At 72.6% G+C, this 15700-nt stretch carries 16 protein-coding genes; 10 read left to right on the forward strand and 6 right to left on the reverse strand.

The genetic code is table 11. The annotated features are described in order from the left end of the window. Window positions 1-1276 precede the first annotated feature (1276 nt). Window positions 1277-1525 carry a helix-turn-helix domain-containing protein gene (locus Dsi01nite_RS21710; RefSeq protein ID WP_203848050.1) on the forward strand — a complete coding sequence of 83 codons (249 nt, stop codon included), beginning with the start codon at window positions 1277-1279 and terminating at the stop codon, window positions 1523-1525. A 423-nt stretch (window positions 1526-1948) separates the two neighbouring features. Here the strand turns inward: Dsi01nite_RS21710 and Dsi01nite_RS21715 are convergent, their stop codons facing one another. Then, a complete protein-coding gene (locus tag Dsi01nite_RS21715; protein WP_203848051.1) occupies window positions 1949-2692 on the reverse strand; it encodes a GNAT family N-acetyltransferase in 744 nt (247 codons plus the stop codon). 304 nt (window positions 2693-2996) lie between these two features. Here Dsi01nite_RS21715 and Dsi01nite_RS21720 point away from each other — a divergent pair, with 304 nt between their 5' ends. Then, entirely contained in the window at window positions 2997-3386 is a 390-nt protein-coding gene (locus tag Dsi01nite_RS21720) for a hypothetical protein (protein WP_203848052.1), read from the forward strand. 116 nt (window positions 3387-3502) lie between these two features. Here Dsi01nite_RS21720 and Dsi01nite_RS21725 read toward each other — a convergent pair whose 3' ends face one another. The 3 genes from Dsi01nite_RS21725 to Dsi01nite_RS21735 are packed head-to-tail and all read right to left on the reverse strand — an operon-like array spanning window position 3503 to window position 7520. Next, window positions 3503-4495, reverse strand: coding sequence for a 4-hydroxy-3-methylbut-2-enyl diphosphate reductase (locus Dsi01nite_RS21725; RefSeq protein WP_239136068.1), 993 nt, complete (start codon window positions 4493-4495; stop codon window positions 3503-3505). Further along, window positions 4492-6780, reverse strand: coding sequence for an ABC transporter permease (locus tag Dsi01nite_RS21730; protein WP_203848054.1), 2289 nt, complete (start codon window positions 6778-6780; stop codon window positions 4492-4494). Before Dsi01nite_RS21730 ends, Dsi01nite_RS21725 begins: the two co-directional genes overlap by 4 nt. Next, window positions 6777-7520 (reverse strand): ABC transporter ATP-binding protein, encoded by a 744-nt coding sequence (locus tag Dsi01nite_RS21735; protein ID WP_239136069.1) that lies wholly within the window; start codon window positions 7518-7520, stop codon window positions 6777-6779. The genes Dsi01nite_RS21730 and Dsi01nite_RS21735 overlap by 4 nt, the downstream gene beginning before the upstream one ends. A gap of 110 nt (window positions 7521-7630) precedes the next feature. Between Dsi01nite_RS21735 and Dsi01nite_RS21740 the strand changes: the two genes are divergently transcribed. From Dsi01nite_RS21740 to Dsi01nite_RS21760, 5 genes are read left to right on the forward strand one after another with little or no spacing between them, the layout of a single operon-like run. Next, window positions 7631-8866, forward strand: coding sequence for a sensor histidine kinase (locus tag Dsi01nite_RS21740; RefSeq protein ID WP_203848056.1), 1236 nt, complete (start codon window positions 7631-7633; stop codon window positions 8864-8866). Beyond that, on the forward strand, window positions 8854-9495 hold the full coding sequence (locus Dsi01nite_RS21745; protein WP_203848057.1) for a response regulator: 642 nt from the start codon (window positions 8854-8856) through the stop codon (window positions 9493-9495). The genes Dsi01nite_RS21740 and Dsi01nite_RS21745 overlap by 13 nt, the downstream gene beginning before the upstream one ends. Before the next feature lie 9 nt (window positions 9496-9504). Beyond that, window positions 9505-10791, forward strand: coding sequence for an exodeoxyribonuclease VII large subunit (xseA, locus tag Dsi01nite_RS21750; RefSeq protein WP_203848058.1), 1287 nt, complete (start codon window positions 9505-9507; stop codon window positions 10789-10791). A gap of 1 nt (window position 10792) precedes the next feature. Continuing rightward, window positions 10793-11539 (forward strand): GNAT family N-acetyltransferase, encoded by a 747-nt coding sequence (locus tag Dsi01nite_RS21755; protein ID WP_203848059.1) that lies wholly within the window; start codon window positions 10793-10795, stop codon window positions 11537-11539. Continuing rightward, window positions 11536-11745 carry an exodeoxyribonuclease VII small subunit gene (locus Dsi01nite_RS21760; RefSeq protein ID WP_203848060.1) on the forward strand — a complete coding sequence of 70 codons (210 nt, stop codon included), beginning with the start codon at window positions 11536-11538 and terminating at the stop codon, window positions 11743-11745. The genes Dsi01nite_RS21755 and Dsi01nite_RS21760 overlap by 4 nt, the downstream gene beginning before the upstream one ends. A gap of 111 nt (window positions 11746-11856) precedes the next feature. Here the strand turns inward: Dsi01nite_RS21760 and Dsi01nite_RS21765 are convergent, their stop codons facing one another. Beyond that, entirely contained in the window at window positions 11857-12390 is a 534-nt protein-coding gene (locus Dsi01nite_RS21765) for a DUF4245 domain-containing protein (protein WP_203848061.1), read from the reverse strand. A 128-nt stretch (window positions 12391-12518) separates the two neighbouring features. On the opposite strand from Dsi01nite_RS21765, the gene glpX reads away from it, so the two are divergent. Beyond that, a complete protein-coding gene (gene glpX / locus Dsi01nite_RS21770) occupies window positions 12519-13568 on the forward strand; it encodes a class II fructose-bisphosphatase (protein ID WP_203848062.1) in 1050 nt (349 codons plus the stop codon). On the opposite strand, the gene Dsi01nite_RS21775 is transcribed toward glpX, so the two are convergent. Continuing rightward, window positions 13481-14434: an NAD(P)-binding domain-containing protein gene (locus tag Dsi01nite_RS21775; RefSeq protein ID WP_203848063.1), complete on the reverse strand. Its 954-nt coding sequence runs from the start codon at window positions 14432-14434 to the stop codon at window positions 13481-13483. The two genes, glpX and Dsi01nite_RS21775, sit on opposite strands and share 88 nt — an antisense overlap. Before the next feature lie 110 nt (window positions 14435-14544). Between Dsi01nite_RS21775 and Dsi01nite_RS21780 the strand changes: the two genes are divergently transcribed. Together Dsi01nite_RS21780 and Dsi01nite_RS21785 are read left to right on the forward strand one after the other, a co-directional pair. Continuing rightward, on the forward strand, window positions 14545-15231 hold the full coding sequence (locus Dsi01nite_RS21780; protein ID WP_203848064.1) for a TetR/AcrR family transcriptional regulator: 687 nt from the start codon (window positions 14545-14547) through the stop codon (window positions 15229-15231). A gap of 68 nt (window positions 15232-15299) precedes the next feature. Continuing rightward, window positions 15300-15700, forward strand: a 401-nt coding sequence (locus Dsi01nite_RS21785; protein WP_203848065.1) for a GntR family transcriptional regulator, incomplete at its 3' end; no start/stop codon positions are given.

The following is a 15700-nucleotide window of genomic DNA, read 5'->3' on the forward strand; positions in this document are numbered from 1 at the left end:
CCCGCCCCGCCTGCCTTGCCCGCCCCGCCCGCCTTGCCCGCCCCGCCTGCCTTGCCTGCCCGCCTTGCCCGCCCCGCCTGCCTTGCCCGCCCACCGCCCTGCCCGCCCGGACCACTCCCGCCCCCGTCCGGACCACTCCCGCCCGGACCGTCGGCCCGTTGCGACCCAGCCCGCTCCCGCCCGGACCACTTCCGCGCTGCCTGCTTCCGCCCGGACCGTTCCCGCCCGGCGGCTTTCCACCCGGACTACTTCCTCCCGGGCCGTTCCCGCCGACCGCTTTCCGCCCGGACTGCTTCCGCCCGGACTGCTTCCGCCCGGACTGCTTCCGCCCGGACTGCTTCCGCCCGGCCGCTTTTCCGCCCGGACTGCCTCCGCCCGCGCCTTTGCCGCTGTTCGTTCTTGCCCTCCCTGACGACCGGTCGTGTTCGCTGTTATGGTGCACGGCCAGCCGGGCGGCGTGTTGGATCACGAACGGCCGCAGCGTCCGCTTGCCCCTGGACCTCTGCCTCCCCGCGTATCTGCGCAAGCGTGCAGCGCACGGGGTGTCCACATGCCCCCTGCCCTTCACGTTTCTGGCGAGCATCTCCGCCAGCGTGGCGACCGTTTCGCGACGTCGGCCTCCTGCTTGCGGTCCTGCGGTCACGCGGTCAAAGTCGCGGACCGGCCGCGCGGGTGACCACGGACGACTTCGATCTGGCCGCGAGCGCGCGCAGCACGACCGCGTGCGCGGGACGCGGGACGCGGGACGCGGCCGAAGTGGGTGCTTCAGGAAGCTCGGGTCTCTCATCGCTCCGCAATCGCGGCTGGCCGAAGCACGCAGGCCGGCACGGCCGTGCACCACGGCAGCGGACACGACCGGTCTTCGCGTCGGCGCGGGCGCGGTGCCTGTTCGCACGGCGCGGCGTCCGGCAAGGTTGCGCGATGCGATACAGACATTCCACGTATTTCTCGCACCTGCCTTCCGCCCGACAGTGAACGCTCATGATCCGCCAAGAAGCGGTCTGGTCACCCACATGACCAGCACCATCCTTCGATCAATCCCGCAAGATCATCCACCGATTCCAGCTCCAGCATGGACGCCCGTGGCGGTGACGCGCGTGGCGTGATCATCGGCACGCGGCGTCCGTCGCCGATGCCGCCGCCTGCGGCGCGGTGGGTGCGGTGGTGATCGAAGCCGCGCACGGGCTGTGCGGGGCAGCCGCCAGTTCCGGGGACATTCCGAACACAAAGTTCCGGAGACATTCCGAACACTCGGGCGCGGGTGTGCCGTGGTGGCATGCCGCTGAAGGTGATGGATGTCGTGGAGCAACGGCTGCGGATCGTGGCAGAGGTTGAGGCGGGTCGGTTGACGGTGCGGGACACCGCGGTGGTGTTCGGGGCGTCGCGCACCCGGCTGCATGAGTGGCTGACCCGGTACCGGGTCGACGGTGCGGCCGGGTTGGTGCCGCGGCCGCTGTGCCGACAGCCGACCGACGACTTCAATCACGGGGAGTTCGCACAACCGGAAGGATCCCCGGGCCTATGACCCTGGCGATCCTTCCGGTTGTCGCGCAATCAACCGCTGAGGCCTTGCACAGATCGAAGTCGCGGATCGGCGCGCGTGTGAGCACGGGACGACTTCGAGCAACCAAGGCGGTGAGCGAGCTTCAGACCGAGCACGTGGAACAGGCCGAGCACGCGGAGCACAGGACGGGAAAGCGGGCGCGGCCAGAGCGGCGGCCGTGCACCGGGCCAGTCAGTGACACGACCGCATCCGCCGACTGCCACGGACATCACGTCCAGGGACCCGCCGCAGACCACCCACGCGCGATGCGCCGGCGCCGGGACCCAGTTGTCCAGGCCAATGAGCAGGCGCACGGGAGTGTCGGTGGGGTCGGGGATCAACGGACGGGGCTACCAAGTTCTGCCCGGAGGTGGGAGGTGGCGTCGCTGCCGAGCCGGTGGGTGGTCAGGAACGGGGAGCCCGGTCGCCGGTGGGCCGGAGGTGGACGCTCAGTTGGGAGCCCAGTTCGCTGAAGCCGAGAGCGCGGGCCACCCGGCGTGATGCTTCGGGGCGGGCGCGCCACTGCGGGAGGAGGCCGGCTTGCAGGGCGGTGGCGACGGCGGTGCTGGCGGCGGCGCGGGCGAGTCCGCGGCCGCGTTCGGCTGGGGCTGTCAGCACGCTGAGGTGGGCGGTGGCGCGGGGCCAGGCCTGGTAGCCGGCGGCGGCGAGGATGCCGGCTGCGCCGCGAATCACGAACGCCGGGGAGGTGATGTCGGTCAGGTCTGCCTCGTCGGCGTCTTCGGGGGGTACGCGGGTGAGCAGCACTGCCAGGTCGAGGTGGTCGGCGGGAATCGTTTCGACGGTGCTGCTGGGATCGGCCGGGCGGAAGGCGGCCGGGTCGCAGTAGGCCAGGGTCGCAGGTCCCAGCGTCTGGCCGATCGGCAACCTGGCACGCACCGTGGCCGGGTCGGTCAGCGCGGACGCGGGCAGGCCGTGCACGGCACGGCGCACGAGTTCGGCGATGGTGGCGTCAGCGGCGGTGGCGATCGCGGCGCTGCCGAGGACGACGATGCCCACCCAGCCCGGCGGGCACAGCAACGACTGTGGGGACACGGCCACGTCGATGCGTTCGGTGTGGAAGGCGACCGCGGTCCCGGCCAACTCGGTCCAGAGCCGCTGGGCGCGTTCGAGCAGGGCAGCGTCGGTCACGCTCGCATCGTCGCAATCGGCCCGGCCCGGCCGCCACCGGGAAACCCGCGACGAGCCAGGCGACCGATTCGGTGCTCCCGATGTCCGGATAGGGCGCTTTGCGGCTCGCCCCGCGCCCAGTGTGGACCTTTCCGGTGATCGAAGCGCGTGCTGGTCGTCCGGGCAACCACGATGGCAAGACCGCACGGCCGCGAGACCGCGAGACCGCGAGGTGGCGAGATCACCATCGCCTGGATCAGGGAACGTCGGCGTCGTGTCGGGCAGATGATCGCGGGACTTGAGGGCGGGGGCTACCGTCCCGGGCATGTTCGGATTCGGCCGGAAGCCCGGCGCCAAGGCGGTCACCGCTCGCGGGGAGATCGCGCACGTCGTCTTCGGGCTGCAGAGCGTCGACCGGGAGGGGCATACGCGGGCGGCCAGCTACACGGTCGGGGTGCAGGTGTTTCCCGACGGGGCGGCGCCGTTCCTGGCTTCGATCACGGTGAAGCTGCGCGGGACGGCGGGGCCGATGATCGGGGAGGAGACCTGGGTGCGGTATCGGCCGGACGCCAGGCACCGCATCGACTTCGACCGGGACCGGATCAAGGTGCGGGCGTATGACCGGGTCAGGGCGAACCCCAGGCTGAAGATCGTCGTGGACACGCTCTACACGCACGGCGACCCGCCGGTCAGCGTCATCGCCACCGCACGCTGAGCCCAAAGCCAAAGCCCAAAGCCCAAAGCCAAGGCCCAAAGCCCAAAGCCCAAAGCCAAGGCCCAAAGCCAAGGCCCAGGGCCCGAAGCCCAAAGGCCTAAAGACCCAAAGAGGCGCTACGACAGGGTCTTGGCGACCTCGGCGGCGCGGGCGGCGGCGCCGGCCTTCATGTCGCGCTTGAGCTCCTGGGGCAGGGAGAACACCAGCTTCTCCTGAGCCGTCGTGATCTCGGCGACGTCGGTGAAGTCGCGGGCGGCCAGGAAGTCGAGGACCTCCATGACCAGCTCCTCGGGGACCGAGGCGCCGGAGGTGACGCCGACGGTGGTGGCGCCGGTGAGCCAGTCCTCCTGGATCTCGCTGGCGTAGTCGATGAGGTAGCCGGCGTTGGCGCCCGCGTCGACGGCGACCTCGCGGAGGCGCTGGGAGTTGGACGAGTTCTGGGAGCCGACGACGAGGACGACGTCGCAGCTGGGGGCCATGGCCTTGACGGCGTCCTGGCGGTTGGACGTCGCATAGCAGATGTCGTCGCTGGGCGGGGACATCAGCAGGGGCAGCTTGGTCTTGAGGCGGGCGACCGTCTCCAGGGTCTCGTCGACCGAGAGCGTGGTCTGGGAGAGCCAGACGACCTTGGACGGGTCGCGGACCGTGACCTTGTCGACGCCGGCGGGGCCGTCGACCAGCTGGATGTGGGCGGGGGCCTCGCCGGCCGTGCCGATGACCTCTTCGTGCCCCTCGTGACCGATGAGCAGGATGTCGTAGTCCTCGGCGGCGAACCGGCGGGCCTCCTGGTGGACCTTGGTGACCAGCGGGCAGGTCGCGTCGATGGCCTTCAGCGAGCGGGCGGCGGCCTGCTCGTGGACCTCGGGGGCGACGCCGTGGGCGGAGAAGACGACGGTGGCGCCCTCGGGCACCTCCTCGTTCTCCTCGACGAAGATGGCGCCCTTCGCCTGCAGCGTGCCCACGACGTGCTTGTTGTGCACGATCTCCTTGCGGACGTAGATCGGGGCGCCGTAGAGCTTCAGCGCCTCCTCGACCGTCTGGACAGCACGGTCGACGCCGGCGCAGTAGCCGCGGGGCTTGGCAAGCAGGACGCGCTTCGAACCAGTCACCCCGCCATGGTACGTGCACCCCCCGACAAGAGCCCGCTCCGCAAAAACGGCATGAAGCTCGCAAACGCCGCGAGCAGCGCGCAGCCGCCCGCCACGAGCAACAACCAGGGCCATGGCATGACGAGCGTCACAGGCGCGCCGATCTCCTCCTGCAGGCCGGCCCGGGCCTCGAACAGCGCGGGCACGGCCACCGCCAGGCCCAGTGCAACGCCGAGCACGACCGCGAGGAGTGACTCGACGATCACGACCCGCACGGTCTGGCCGGGGGTGGCGCCGGTGCGGTGCAGGGTGACGAACTCCTGCCGGCGGGCGTACGTCGCCATCAGCACCGTGTTGGCCACGGCGAGGGCGGTGTAGCCGACGGAGATCCCCAGCAGGACCGCCAGGAACAGGTCGACCAGGTCGTTCTCCTCGTCGGCCTCGCGCTCGACGTATGCCCGGGCGGTCATCGACACGGCGCCGGGCGACGCCACGAACGGCGCGGACAGCTGCACCACCGGCGTCAGCGCGTTCGGATCGTGCAGGCGCACCAGGTCCCGCGGCAGCTCCACCGAAGCGGATGAGATGGACGAGACCGCCAACGACACCACCACCCCGTCGGCGAAGCGCAGCGGCACAGTGGAACCGACCTGGAGCCCGAGCTCCGGAGGAACGGCGAACGCCGCACCACCGACCGCGGAAATCGGCTCGCCCGACGGCAGGTACACGACCGTCGGCAGGGAAGACGTGCCCTGCTGCGCCCGCACGGCCGTCTCCGACAGGCCCGGCACGGCGGAGGACCGCGCGGCGACCGACGAGGCGGGAATGCGCGCCGCGTCCTCGATGTCCACCGCGACCGAGGCGGTCTGGAACGTGCCGACCAGCAGCACCGCGAACCCCACGGCGGCGATGACCGGCGCCGCGATCGACGCGAGCCGCCGCGCCGCGACCGAGGCCGCGCCCCGCACCAGCACGCCGGTGGCGCCCCGGCCGGCCGGCACCAGGCGCACCAGCGGCACGACCAGGACCGGTGCGAGCAGCGTCGCGGCGACCAGCAGCACCATGGCCGACATGAGGACGATCGTGGGCTTGTCGTTCGCGCTCGACCCGGGCAGCAACAGCGCGAGGCCGCCCCCGGCGAGGACGCAGAGAATGCCGGTCACCCACCGGGTGCGGGTCATCGGGCGCTTCTCCACCGCCGCGTCGCGCAGCGCGTCCAGCGGGGGCACCCGGCCGGCCCGGCGCGCGGACAGCCACACGCCGGCGGCGGCGACGACCACGCCGACCAGCACCGAGATGAGCACGGCCCACCAGGACAGGCCCACGGTGAACCCGACCGGCTCCAGCCCGGCGGCCACGAACGGGTCCGCGAGCAACGGCGCGGCGAGGGCGCCCAGGAAGGCGCCGGGGACGCCGGCGAGCAGCGCGACCAGGAGGGTCTCGGTGAGCAGCAGCCGCCGCACCTGGCCGGGGGTGGCGCCGACGGCCCGCAGCAGGCCGAGCTCGCGCCGCCGGGACGTGACGGCGAACGCGCAGGTCGAGGACACCACGAACACCGCGACGAACCCGCCGACGAAGACGGTGGCGATGATGAGCTGCGCCCCGAGCCACCGGGTCCGGGTGTCCTGCTCCGGCTCGACCGCCGACCGCGCATCGCCGGTCAGCACCGTGCCCAGCTCGCCGACCTGCAGCGAAGCGCCGCGATCGGCAAGGACGCCGATTGCCCGTACACCTCCCGCCAACGACGAGGCAGTGGCGTCGTCGACATAGAAGCCACCGCCGTCGGTCACCCCGGTGACCGTCCACGTCGTGGGACCAGCGGCGATGAGCACCGGCAGCGCGGCACCCACCGGCACGCCGGCCGAGGACGGCACCACGACCTCACCGGAGCGGCTGGGCGGGTTTCCGTTCTGGATGGTGTACCCCCCGAGCCCGGCCGACGACCAGGCGGCACCACTGTGGACGGCTTCGCCGGGATCACCGGACGGCTGCCCATCGACGAGTCGCTGCACGTAGAACGTCCGGACCGGGACCGCCGACCGCACGCCCGGCGTGGCCGAGAGCTTGGCGAGGAGCGAGGAGAGCTCCTCCGGCGACCACGGCCGGTACACCGGGAAGCCCCCTTCGGCGGACTTGAACGCCGGCGCGGCGATCACGACGTCGGTGGCCGCGAGGGCGTCGGGGACGCGCGGCTGCGCGGCGGCCCACAGGCTGAGGCTGCCGGAGATGACGGCGACGCCGAGCAGCAGCGCCGCGAAGGTACCCAGGAACGAGGCCCACTGGTGCCTGACGAACGCCCAGCTCATGACAGTGCCGCCATCCGGGTCGCGATCTGCTCGGCGCCGTGCGGCCCGTGCAGGTCCTCGACGATCGCGCCGTCGGCGAGGAAGAGGACCCGGTCGGCGTACGCGGCGGCGAGGGGATCGTGGGTGACCATGACGACGGTCTGGGCGTGCCGGTCGACGGCGACCCGCAGCAGCCGCAGCACCTCGCGGGACGCCGACGCGTCCAGTGCGCCGGTCGGCTCGTCGGCGAAGACCACCACGGGCCGGGTGGCGAGGGCCCGGGCGATCGCCACCCGCTGCTGCTGGCCGCCGGACAGCTCGCTCGGCCGGTGCCCGGCCCGGTCGGCGAGACCGACCTCGGCGAGCATCGCGTCGACCTGGCCGACCGCGGCCCGGCGGCCGGCGAGGCGCAGCGGCAACTCCACGTTCTGCGCCGCGGTGAGCGCCCCGACGAGGTTGAACGCCTGGAACACGAAGCCGATCCGGTCGCGCCGGAGCCTGGTGCGGGCCTTCTCGCGCAGCGGGCCGAGCTCGACCCCGTCGATGAGGACGCGGCCCTCGCTGACCCGGTCGAGGCCGGCCGCGCAGTGCAGCAGGGTGGACTTGCCGGAGCCGGACGGCCCCATCACGGCGGTGAAGCTGGCCGGGGCGAACCCGACGGAGACCCGGTCGAGGGCGGTCACGGTCTGCTCGCCGGTGCCGTACCGGCGGGTCACCCCGTGCAGCTCGACAGCCTGGCGTGTCTGCAATGTCGTCGTCACGCTCTTGAGCCAACCGCGTGGGGGCGACCGGCACAGTCGCACCACGACGAGAGTCGGGGGTAACGCCAGCATTACCGTTTTTGTCAGGGGGTCTCGGTAGCCTCACCGACGTGCAGGTCCGATCCGCGTTGGAGTCGCTGACGCTGCCACCGGCGAAGTTCCTGACGTCGTCGTGGCCGTGGCGGTCGCTGCTGTATCTGGGCAGCGGCGCGGTCCTGGGCGTCGGCACCGGGGTGGCGCTGGTCGGCCTGACGGTGTTCGGCATGGTGTTCACCCTGGCCGTGGTCGGCGTCGCGGCGCTGCTGGCGGTCGCGCTGTCCGGGATCGCGGTCGCGCGGATCGAGCGGTGGCGGCTGCGGCTGGTCGACACGGTCGACCTGCCCGACCAGCATCGTCCCGTGACCGAGCCGGGCCTGCGGGCGTGGGTGCGGACCCGGCTGCGGGAGCCGGCGACCTGGCGGGAGCTGGGCTACACGATCGTGCTCACGTCGATCCTGGCCTGGCTGGACCTGATCGTGTTCGCGGGCGCCACCTGGGCGGTGACCGCGCTGCTGTGCGGCCCGGTCTACATCCGCGACGAGTCGCTCTGGCTCACGCTGCCCGGCAGCGCCGCCGGGGTGGTCCTCGGCATCGTCGCGCTCTATCCCGTGACGGCGTGGGCGGCGGCCCGCGCCGCGATGACCCGCTCGATCCTGGCGCCGCGGGTCGACGACGACCCACAGCTGGTCGAGCTGACCCGGTCCCGGGCCCGGCTCGTCGACGCGTTCGAGGTGGAGCGCCGCCGGATCGAGCGCGACCTGCACGACGGCGCGCAGCAGCGGCTGGTGGCGCTGAGCATGCAGCTGGGGCTGGCCCGCCTGGAGCTGCCGGACGGTTCGCCCGCCGCGGATCCGGTCCGCCGCGCGCACGACCTGGCCAAAGAGGCCCTGGCCGAGCTGCGGGAGCTGATCCGGGGCGTCCACCCGAAGATCCTCACGGACCGGGGGCTCGCGGCGGCCGTCCGGGAGGTGTCGGACCGCGCGCCGCTGCCCGTCGACGTCGACATCGCCCTGCCGGCCCGGCTGCCGGAGGCGGTGGAGGTGACCGCGTACTTCGTCGTCGTCGAGGCCCTCGCCAACGTCGCCAAGCACAGCGACGCGGCGCGGGCGAAGGTCATCGCGTCGGTCGCGTTCAACCGGCTCACCGTGCAGATCCGCGACGACGGCCGGGGCGGCGCCGACCCGGCCCGCGGCACCGGGCTCGCCGGGCTGGTCGACCGGGTCGACGCCGTCGGGGGGACCGTCTCGCTCGCCAGCCCGCGTGGAGGGCCTACGGTGGTCCACGTGGAGCTGCCGTGCGGGTCGTGATCGCCGAGGACGGGATTCTCATCCGGGAGGGGATCGCCGGCCTGTTGCGCCGCTTCGGCCATGACGTCGTCGCCGCCGTCGGCACGGCGCCCGAGCTCGTCGACGCGGTGCGCGCGACCCGGCCCGACCTCATCGTCACCGACGTGCGGATGCCGCCCGCGTTCACCGACGAGGGGTTGCAGGCGGCGATCGCGCTCCGGCTGGAGAACCCGGCGCTGCCGGTGCTGGTGCTGAGCCAGTATGTGGAGCAGACATACGCCGCCGAGCTGCTCGACTCCGGGCGCAACGGGTTCGTCGGCTACCTGCTGAAGGACCGCATCGGCGACGTGACCGAGTTCGTCGACGCCGTCGACCGGGTCGCGGCCGGGCACACCGTCGTCGACCCGGAGGTGGTGATGCAGCTGCTGGGCCGCCGCCGCGACCCGCTGCAGCGGCTCACCCCGCGGGAGCGCGAGGTCCTGGGGCTGATGGCCGAGGGGCGCTCCAACGCGGCGATCGCGCGGTCCCTGGTCGTGTCCGAGGCCGCCGTGTCGAAGCACATCAACAGTCTCCTGGCGAAGCTCGACCTTCCCCCGGACGAGGATGACCACCGCCGGGTGCGGGCGGTCCTCGCGTACCTGCGCGGCTAGGGTGTTGCGGTGACCACTCCCAATCCCACTTCCTCGTCGTCCTCGTCGGACGAGCCGTGGCCGGTCCGGGTGGTCTCGCAGAAGATCGGCGCCTGGATCGGCAAGCTCGGCTGGATCTGGGTCGACGGCCAGGTCGCGCAGATCACCCGCCGGCCCGGCACCAACACGGTCTTCCTGACGCTGCGCGACCCGTCGGCGGACCTGAGCCTGACCGTCACCACCAACCGTGACGTCGTCGACCTCGGCGCGCCCGGCCTCAACGACGGCGCCCGCATCGTCGTGCACGCCAAACCCGAGTTCTACGCCGCCCGCGGCTCGCTGAGCCTGCGCGCCGACGAGATCCGCCAGGTGGGCCTCGGCGAGCTGCTCGCCCGGCTCGAACAGCTCAAGAAGCTCCTGGCCGCCGAGGGCCTGTTCGACCGGGCCCGCAAGCGGCGGCTGCCGTTCCTGCCCGCCAAGGTCGGCCTGATCACCGGCCGGGCCAGCGCGGCGGAGCGGGACGTGCTGACCAACGCGCGGCGCCGCTGGCCGACGGTGGAGTTCCGGGTCATCAACGTCGCGGTGCAGGGCACGTCGGCGGTGCCGCAGATCATCGACGCCCTTGCCGTGCTCGACCGGGACGAGACGGTCGACGTCATCGTCCTGGCCCGCGGCGGCGGCTCGACCGAGGACCTGCTGCCGTTCTCCGACGAGGCGCTGTGCCGGGCCGTGTTCGCGTGCCGGACCCCGGTCGTGTCCGCCGTCGGCCACGAGACCGACGTGCCGCTGGTCGACTTCGTCGCCGACGTGCGCGCCTCGACCCCGACCGACGCCGCGAAGCGCATCGTGCCCGACCTGGCCGACGAGTTCCGCCTCATCGGCCAGGCGAAGCAGCGCCTCGACCGCGCCCTGAAGGGCATGCTCGACCGTGAGCAGCACCGCCTCGACGCGATCCGATCCCGGCCCTCGATCGCCCGCCCGCTCTCGCTGGTCGACAACCGGGCCACCGACGTGGGGCAGCTGCGCGACCGGGCGGCCCGCAACCTGAGCCACCGCCTCGACCGGGCCGGCACCGAGCTCGCGCACACCCTCGCCCGGCTGCGGACCCTGTCCCCCGCGGCGACCCTGCAGCGCGGCTACGCGATCGTCCAGCGCGCCGACGGCTCCGTCGTCCGCGCCGCCGGTGAGGTCTCCCCCGGTGATCCCGTCCGCCTCCGGCTCGCCGAGGGCGAGCTCGCCGCCACGGTCGACCCGGGCACGTCCGCCCCGCCCAAGAAGCGGCCCGCCAAGCGGGCCGCCGCCGTTCCTCAGGAGTGACGTGTCCCAACGCATCCAGGACTACATGCTCGCCAGCGCCAGCCGCGGCCGTGAGGTGGTGCGGGCCGGCCCGTTCACGGTGACGATCAGCGCGCACGACCCGCTCGTCTACCTCAACTACGCGATCCCCGCGGCCGGCGCCGACCCGACCCCGGCGGACATCGAGGCCCTCGAAGCCGCGTTCACCAGCCGGTCGCGGACCCCGCGCCTGGAGTACCTGCCGGGCCTGGCCCCGCTCGTCGAGCCCGCGCTGCTCGCCGCCGGTTTCACCGTCACCCATCGGCTCCCGCTGATGGAGTGCCCGCCCGGCGCCACCGTCGACCAGCCCCTGGCCGATGGCATCGAGCTCGTCGGCCCCACCACCGACGAGGAGGTGTTCGGCCTGCTGAGCGCCCAGCACGAGGCGTTCGGCGAGCCGCCGCCGACCGATGAGCATGTCGCCCGGGCCAGGTCCAAGGAGGACATCACGGTGTTCGCCCGCACGCTGGACGGCGAACCCGTCGGCGGCGGCTCCGCGCTCACGGTCACGGACGGCATCAGCGAGGTCGCCGGCATCGCCGTGCGGCCGAAGTTCGAGCGCCGCGGCATCGGCGGCGCCATCACCCTGCACCTCACCCGGGCGGCGCACGAGGCCGGCGCCAGCCTGGTCTTCCTGACTCCGGGCGGCGACGCCCAGGAGCGCGTCTACGCCCGCGTCGGCTACCGGCGCACCGACTCGGTGCTCTTCCTGACGAAGGAAAGCTCATGACGGACGAAGGAAACCTCATGACGAAGGACGACCTGTCCTACGAGCAGGCGCGGGCCGAGCTCGCCACGGTCGTGGAGAAGCTCGAGTCCGGCGGCACCACGCTCGAGGAGTCCCTGGCCCTGTGGGAGCGCGGCGAGCAGCTCGCCGCCATCTGCCAGCGCTGGCTCGACAACGCCCGCGCCCGCCTGACCGCCGACCGCGGCTGACCGCCCGCAGCCGCAGGCCGCGGGCCTCGGGCGCGGGCCGCGGGCCTCGGGCGCGGGCCGCGGGCGCGGGCCTCGGGCGCGGGTCCCGGGTTAGCGCAGGGACGTCTCGGGTTACCGCAGGGATGAGGCCAGGCGCTGCAGCTGGGAGTCGGTAGCGCGACCGAAGATGATGACGGTGCGGCCGGCGGAGGTCTGGATCAGGGCGCGCTCGCCGGGGCGGCCGTCGTCGTGCCGCTGCCAGTCGGTGCCGCCGACGGAGACGGGCGCGCCGGCGGTGCCGCCGGTGCCGATGATCGCGGGCACCAGCGTCGCGGCCGGCTGGGCGCTCTGGACCAGCTGCATCGCGCCGTCGGACGGGGCGGTCACGCCGATGCGCAGGACGCCGCCGGTGAAGGTGGCCGAGGCGATCCGCCAGCCCGGCGGCAGGTCGGTGGGCTTGAGCGGGGTGAACTGGCCGGCGCGCTGGACCGACCCGAACACCTCGGTCGTGTCGATGGTCGGCGGCTCCTCGTGGCCGAGGTAGCGGTAGAAGCCGACGAGCAGGAACACCGGCACCAGCAGCACCAGCATCGACAGCGCCATGTCGCGCGGGCGACGACCGGCGCGTTCGGATGCGGGGGCGGGAGCGGGGGCAGCGGTTTCCACCCACCCATCGTGAACCATCGGATGGAACATGCCACAACCGCCCGGGCCGTAGCGACGTGGAACACGCCGGCCTGCCACGATGACAGGTGGCCCGCCCGCCCACGCAACGCCGCGCGAGGAGAGCACATATGAGTCGTGAGATGGACCGGAACCTGGCCCTCGACCTGGTACGAGTCACGGAGGCCGCGGCGATGGCCGCCGGGCGCTGGGTCGGCCGGGGTGACAAGAACGGCGGCGACGGCGCGGCCGTCGACGCGATGCGCCTGCTGATCAACTCGGTGCCGATGCAGGGTGTCGTGGTGATCGGCGAGGGTGAGAAGGACAACGCGCCGATGCTGTACAACGGCGAGCGGGTCGGGGACGGCACCGGGCCGGAGGTCGACGTCGCGGTCGACCCGGTCGACGGCACCACACTGATGAGCAAGGGGATGCCCAACGCGGTCGCGGTGCTCGCCGTCGCGGAGCGCGGGGCGATGTTCGACCCGAGCGCCGTGTTCTACATGGAGAAGCTGGCCGTCGGGCCGGACTACGCGGACGTGATCGACATCGACGCCGGCGTGGAGGAGAACCTGCGGCGGATCGCGCGGGCGAAGCGGTCCAGCGTGTCCGAGGTCACCGTCTGCATCCTGGACCGGCCCCGGCACAAGCAGCTCATCCAGGAGGTCCGCCGGACCGGGGCGCGGATCAGGTTCATCTCCGACGGCGACATCGCCGGGGCGATCAGCGCCGCCCGGGAAGGCTCGGAGACCGACGTGTTGATGGGCGTCGGGGGCACCCCGGAGGGCATCGTCGCCGCGGTCGCGTTGAAGTGCATGGGCGGCGCGATCCAGGCGAAGCTGTGGCCGCAGGACGACGCCGAGCGGGACAAGGCGGTCGCCGCCGGCCACGATCTCGGTCGCGTGCTACACACCGACGACCTGGTCGCCGGCGACAACATGTTCTTCTGCGCGACCGGCGTGACCAGCGGCGACCTGCTCAAGGGCGTCCGGTACCGGCGGGGCGGGGCGGACACGCAGTCGATCGTGATGCGCTCCCGGTCGGGCACGATCCGGGTGATCGACTCGTTCCACCGCCTGGAAAAGCTGCGCGCCTACTCGCTGGTCGACTTCGACGGCACCCTGCCGCCGCTCGCGATCGAACCCGACGGGTCGGTCGGAGCACTGCCCAGCACCGACTGAACGGCCTCGTCGACCGGCGTGTGGGTCAGGCCGAACGTCGCGGTCACCCGGGACGAGTCCAGCACGAACGGCTTGACGTGCTGGTAGCGGACCTCGCGGAACTCCTTGGCGAACTTGTCGAAGAGTCCGGCGGCCCACACCGCCGGCAGCGGGAAGGAGCGCAGGCGCGGGGCGGGCAGCCCACCGACGCGGGCCACGGTCGTCAGCAGCGACCGGCCCGTCATCGGCGGCGGCGAGGGCACGTGCCAGGCCCGGCCCCACGCCCGCTCGTCGGTCGACAGGGTGATCAGCGTCTGCGCGACGTCGCCGATGTACGTGTAGCTGTGCGGCACGTCGAGCGCCGCGGGCAGCCACGCCGTCTTCCCGGCCCGCATCGCCGGCAGCGCCATCTCGATGATGGACGACGTGGGGCTGATGTAGTCCGACGCGCGGGCCTCGAACGTGCGGATGCCGGCGGCCAGGGCCTCCCGCCACATCTCGTTGCGGACCCGGCCCTTCCGGACGGTGTCGACGAGCGGCGTGTCCTCGGTCATCGGGCGGTCGACCGGCCCGTAGCCGTAGAGGTTGCCGGTGATCGCCAGGACCGCGTCGTTCGCCGCGGCGGCGCTGATCAGGGCCCGGTTGATCGGCGGCCAGTCGGTCCGCCAGGCGTAGTACTGCGGGTTGACGCAGTTGTAGATGACGCTCGCCCGGGCGGCGACGCTGCGCAGCGCGGCCGCGTCGGAGGCGTCCGCTGAGACCCGCTCGATCAGCGGGTGCACGGGCCCGCCGCCGGAGCGGCTGACGATCTTGACGTGCTCACCCGCCGCGGCGAGCCGCCCGGCGATGATGGTGCCGACCGCGCCGGCGCCGACGATGACCTGCATGACTGCCTCCAGAGCTGGGAATGCGAGAGCACTGCTCTCTCAGTAGAGCATGGGTCGCTCGACAATTCAAGAGCAGTGCTCTCCGTTGTGAGCATGCGACCATGTACGGCATGAAGGCGACCAACATCCGGGCGCGCGTCCGCGCCGAGATGACCGAAGAGATCAAGACGATCGCCCGGCGGCACCTGGCCACCGACGGGGCCAACCTGTCGCTGCGCGCCGTGGCCCGCGACCTCGGCGTCGTCTCGTCGGCGATCTACCGGTACTTCGCGAGCCGGGACGAGCTGCTGACGGCGCTGATCCTCGACGCGTACAACTCCCTGGGCCAGACGGTCGAGGACCGGGAGCGCGCGGTCGCCCGCGACGACCTCACCGGGCGGTGGATGGCGGTCTGCGACTCGGTCCGGGGATGGGCCCTGGAGCGGCCGCACGAGTACGCGCTGATCTACGGCAGTCCGGTCCCCGGCTACCAGGCGCCGCAGGACACCGTCGCCGCGGCGACCCGGGCGGTGACCGTCCTGGGCACGATCATCCAGGACGCGGCCGTGACCGGACGGGTCCGCCACGACCCGCCGGAGCCCCTGGCCGCGGAGGTGGTCGAGGACGTGCGGCGGGCCGGCTCGGTCATCGCGCCGGACGTGCCCGACGCCGTGACCGCCCGGGCACTGTCGGCCTGGGTCACCCTGTTCGGCTCGGTGAGCTTCGAGCTGTTCGGGCAGCTCAATCAGGTCGTGATGCATCGCGACGAGTTCTTCGCGCACCAGATGCGGGTGCAGGCGAGGTTCGTCGGGATCTAGCGTTGCGTACTGGTTGACCGGTGTTCTACTCTACCGACACAATTTGTCGGTCGAGAGGAGGCACCGGCGTGATCAATTTCCATGTGGACAAGGCCAGCAGCGTCCCCGCGTACGCACAGCTGATCCGGCAGGTGCGCGAAGGGCTGCGGATGGGCGTGCTGCACCCCGGGGACCAGCTCCCCACCGTGCGCAGCGTGGTGACCGCCTGCACGGTCAACCCGAGCACGGTGCTGAAGGCGTACCGGGAGCTGGAGCTGTCCGGGCTCGTCGAAGCGCGGCAGGGCGCGGGCACCTTCGTCAGCGGCACGCTGGGCGGCGCGGACCCGCACGTCATGGCCCGGCTGCGCAACGGCCTGGCCCGGTGGCTCGACCAGGCCCGCGAGGCGGGGCTGGAGACCGAGGACGTCGAGGCCCTGTTCGCCTCCGTGATCGTGGAGAACTCCACCCGCCGCAAGCAGGAGGGGGCGGC

The organism is Dactylosporangium siamense (assembly GCF_016862795.1).
Lineage (GTDB): Bacteria > Actinomycetota > Actinomycetes > Mycobacteriales > Micromonosporaceae > Dactylosporangium > Dactylosporangium siamense.

What these genes read in the sequence shown, in the direction of transcription:
- Dsi01nite_RS21760 (WP_203848060.1), top strand. Translation starts at nt 11,536, where the DNA reads ATGACGGACGAAGGAAACCTCATGACGAAGGACGACCTGTCCTACGAG.
- glpX (WP_203848062.1), top strand. Translation starts at nt 12,519, where the DNA reads ATGAGTCGTGAGATGGACCGGAACCTGGCCCTCGACCTGGTACGAGTC.
- Dsi01nite_RS21710 (WP_203848050.1), top strand. Translation starts at nt 1,277, where the DNA reads ATGCCGCTGAAGGTGATGGATGTCGTGGAGCAACGGCTGCGGATCGTG.
- Dsi01nite_RS21780 (WP_203848064.1), top strand. Translation starts at nt 14,545, where the DNA reads ATGAAGGCGACCAACATCCGGGCGCGCGTCCGCGCCGAGATGACCGAA.
- Dsi01nite_RS21720 (WP_203848052.1), top strand. Translation starts at nt 2,997, where the DNA reads ATGTTCGGATTCGGCCGGAAGCCCGGCGCCAAGGCGGTCACCGCTCGC.
- Dsi01nite_RS21775 (WP_203848063.1), bottom strand. Translation starts at nt 14,434, where the DNA reads ATGCAGGTCATCGTCGGCGCCGGCGCGGTCGGCACCATCATCGCCGGG.
- Dsi01nite_RS21730 (WP_203848054.1), bottom strand. Translation starts at nt 6,780, where the DNA reads ATGAGCTGGGCGTTCGTCAGGCACCAGTGGGCCTCGTTCCTGGGTACC.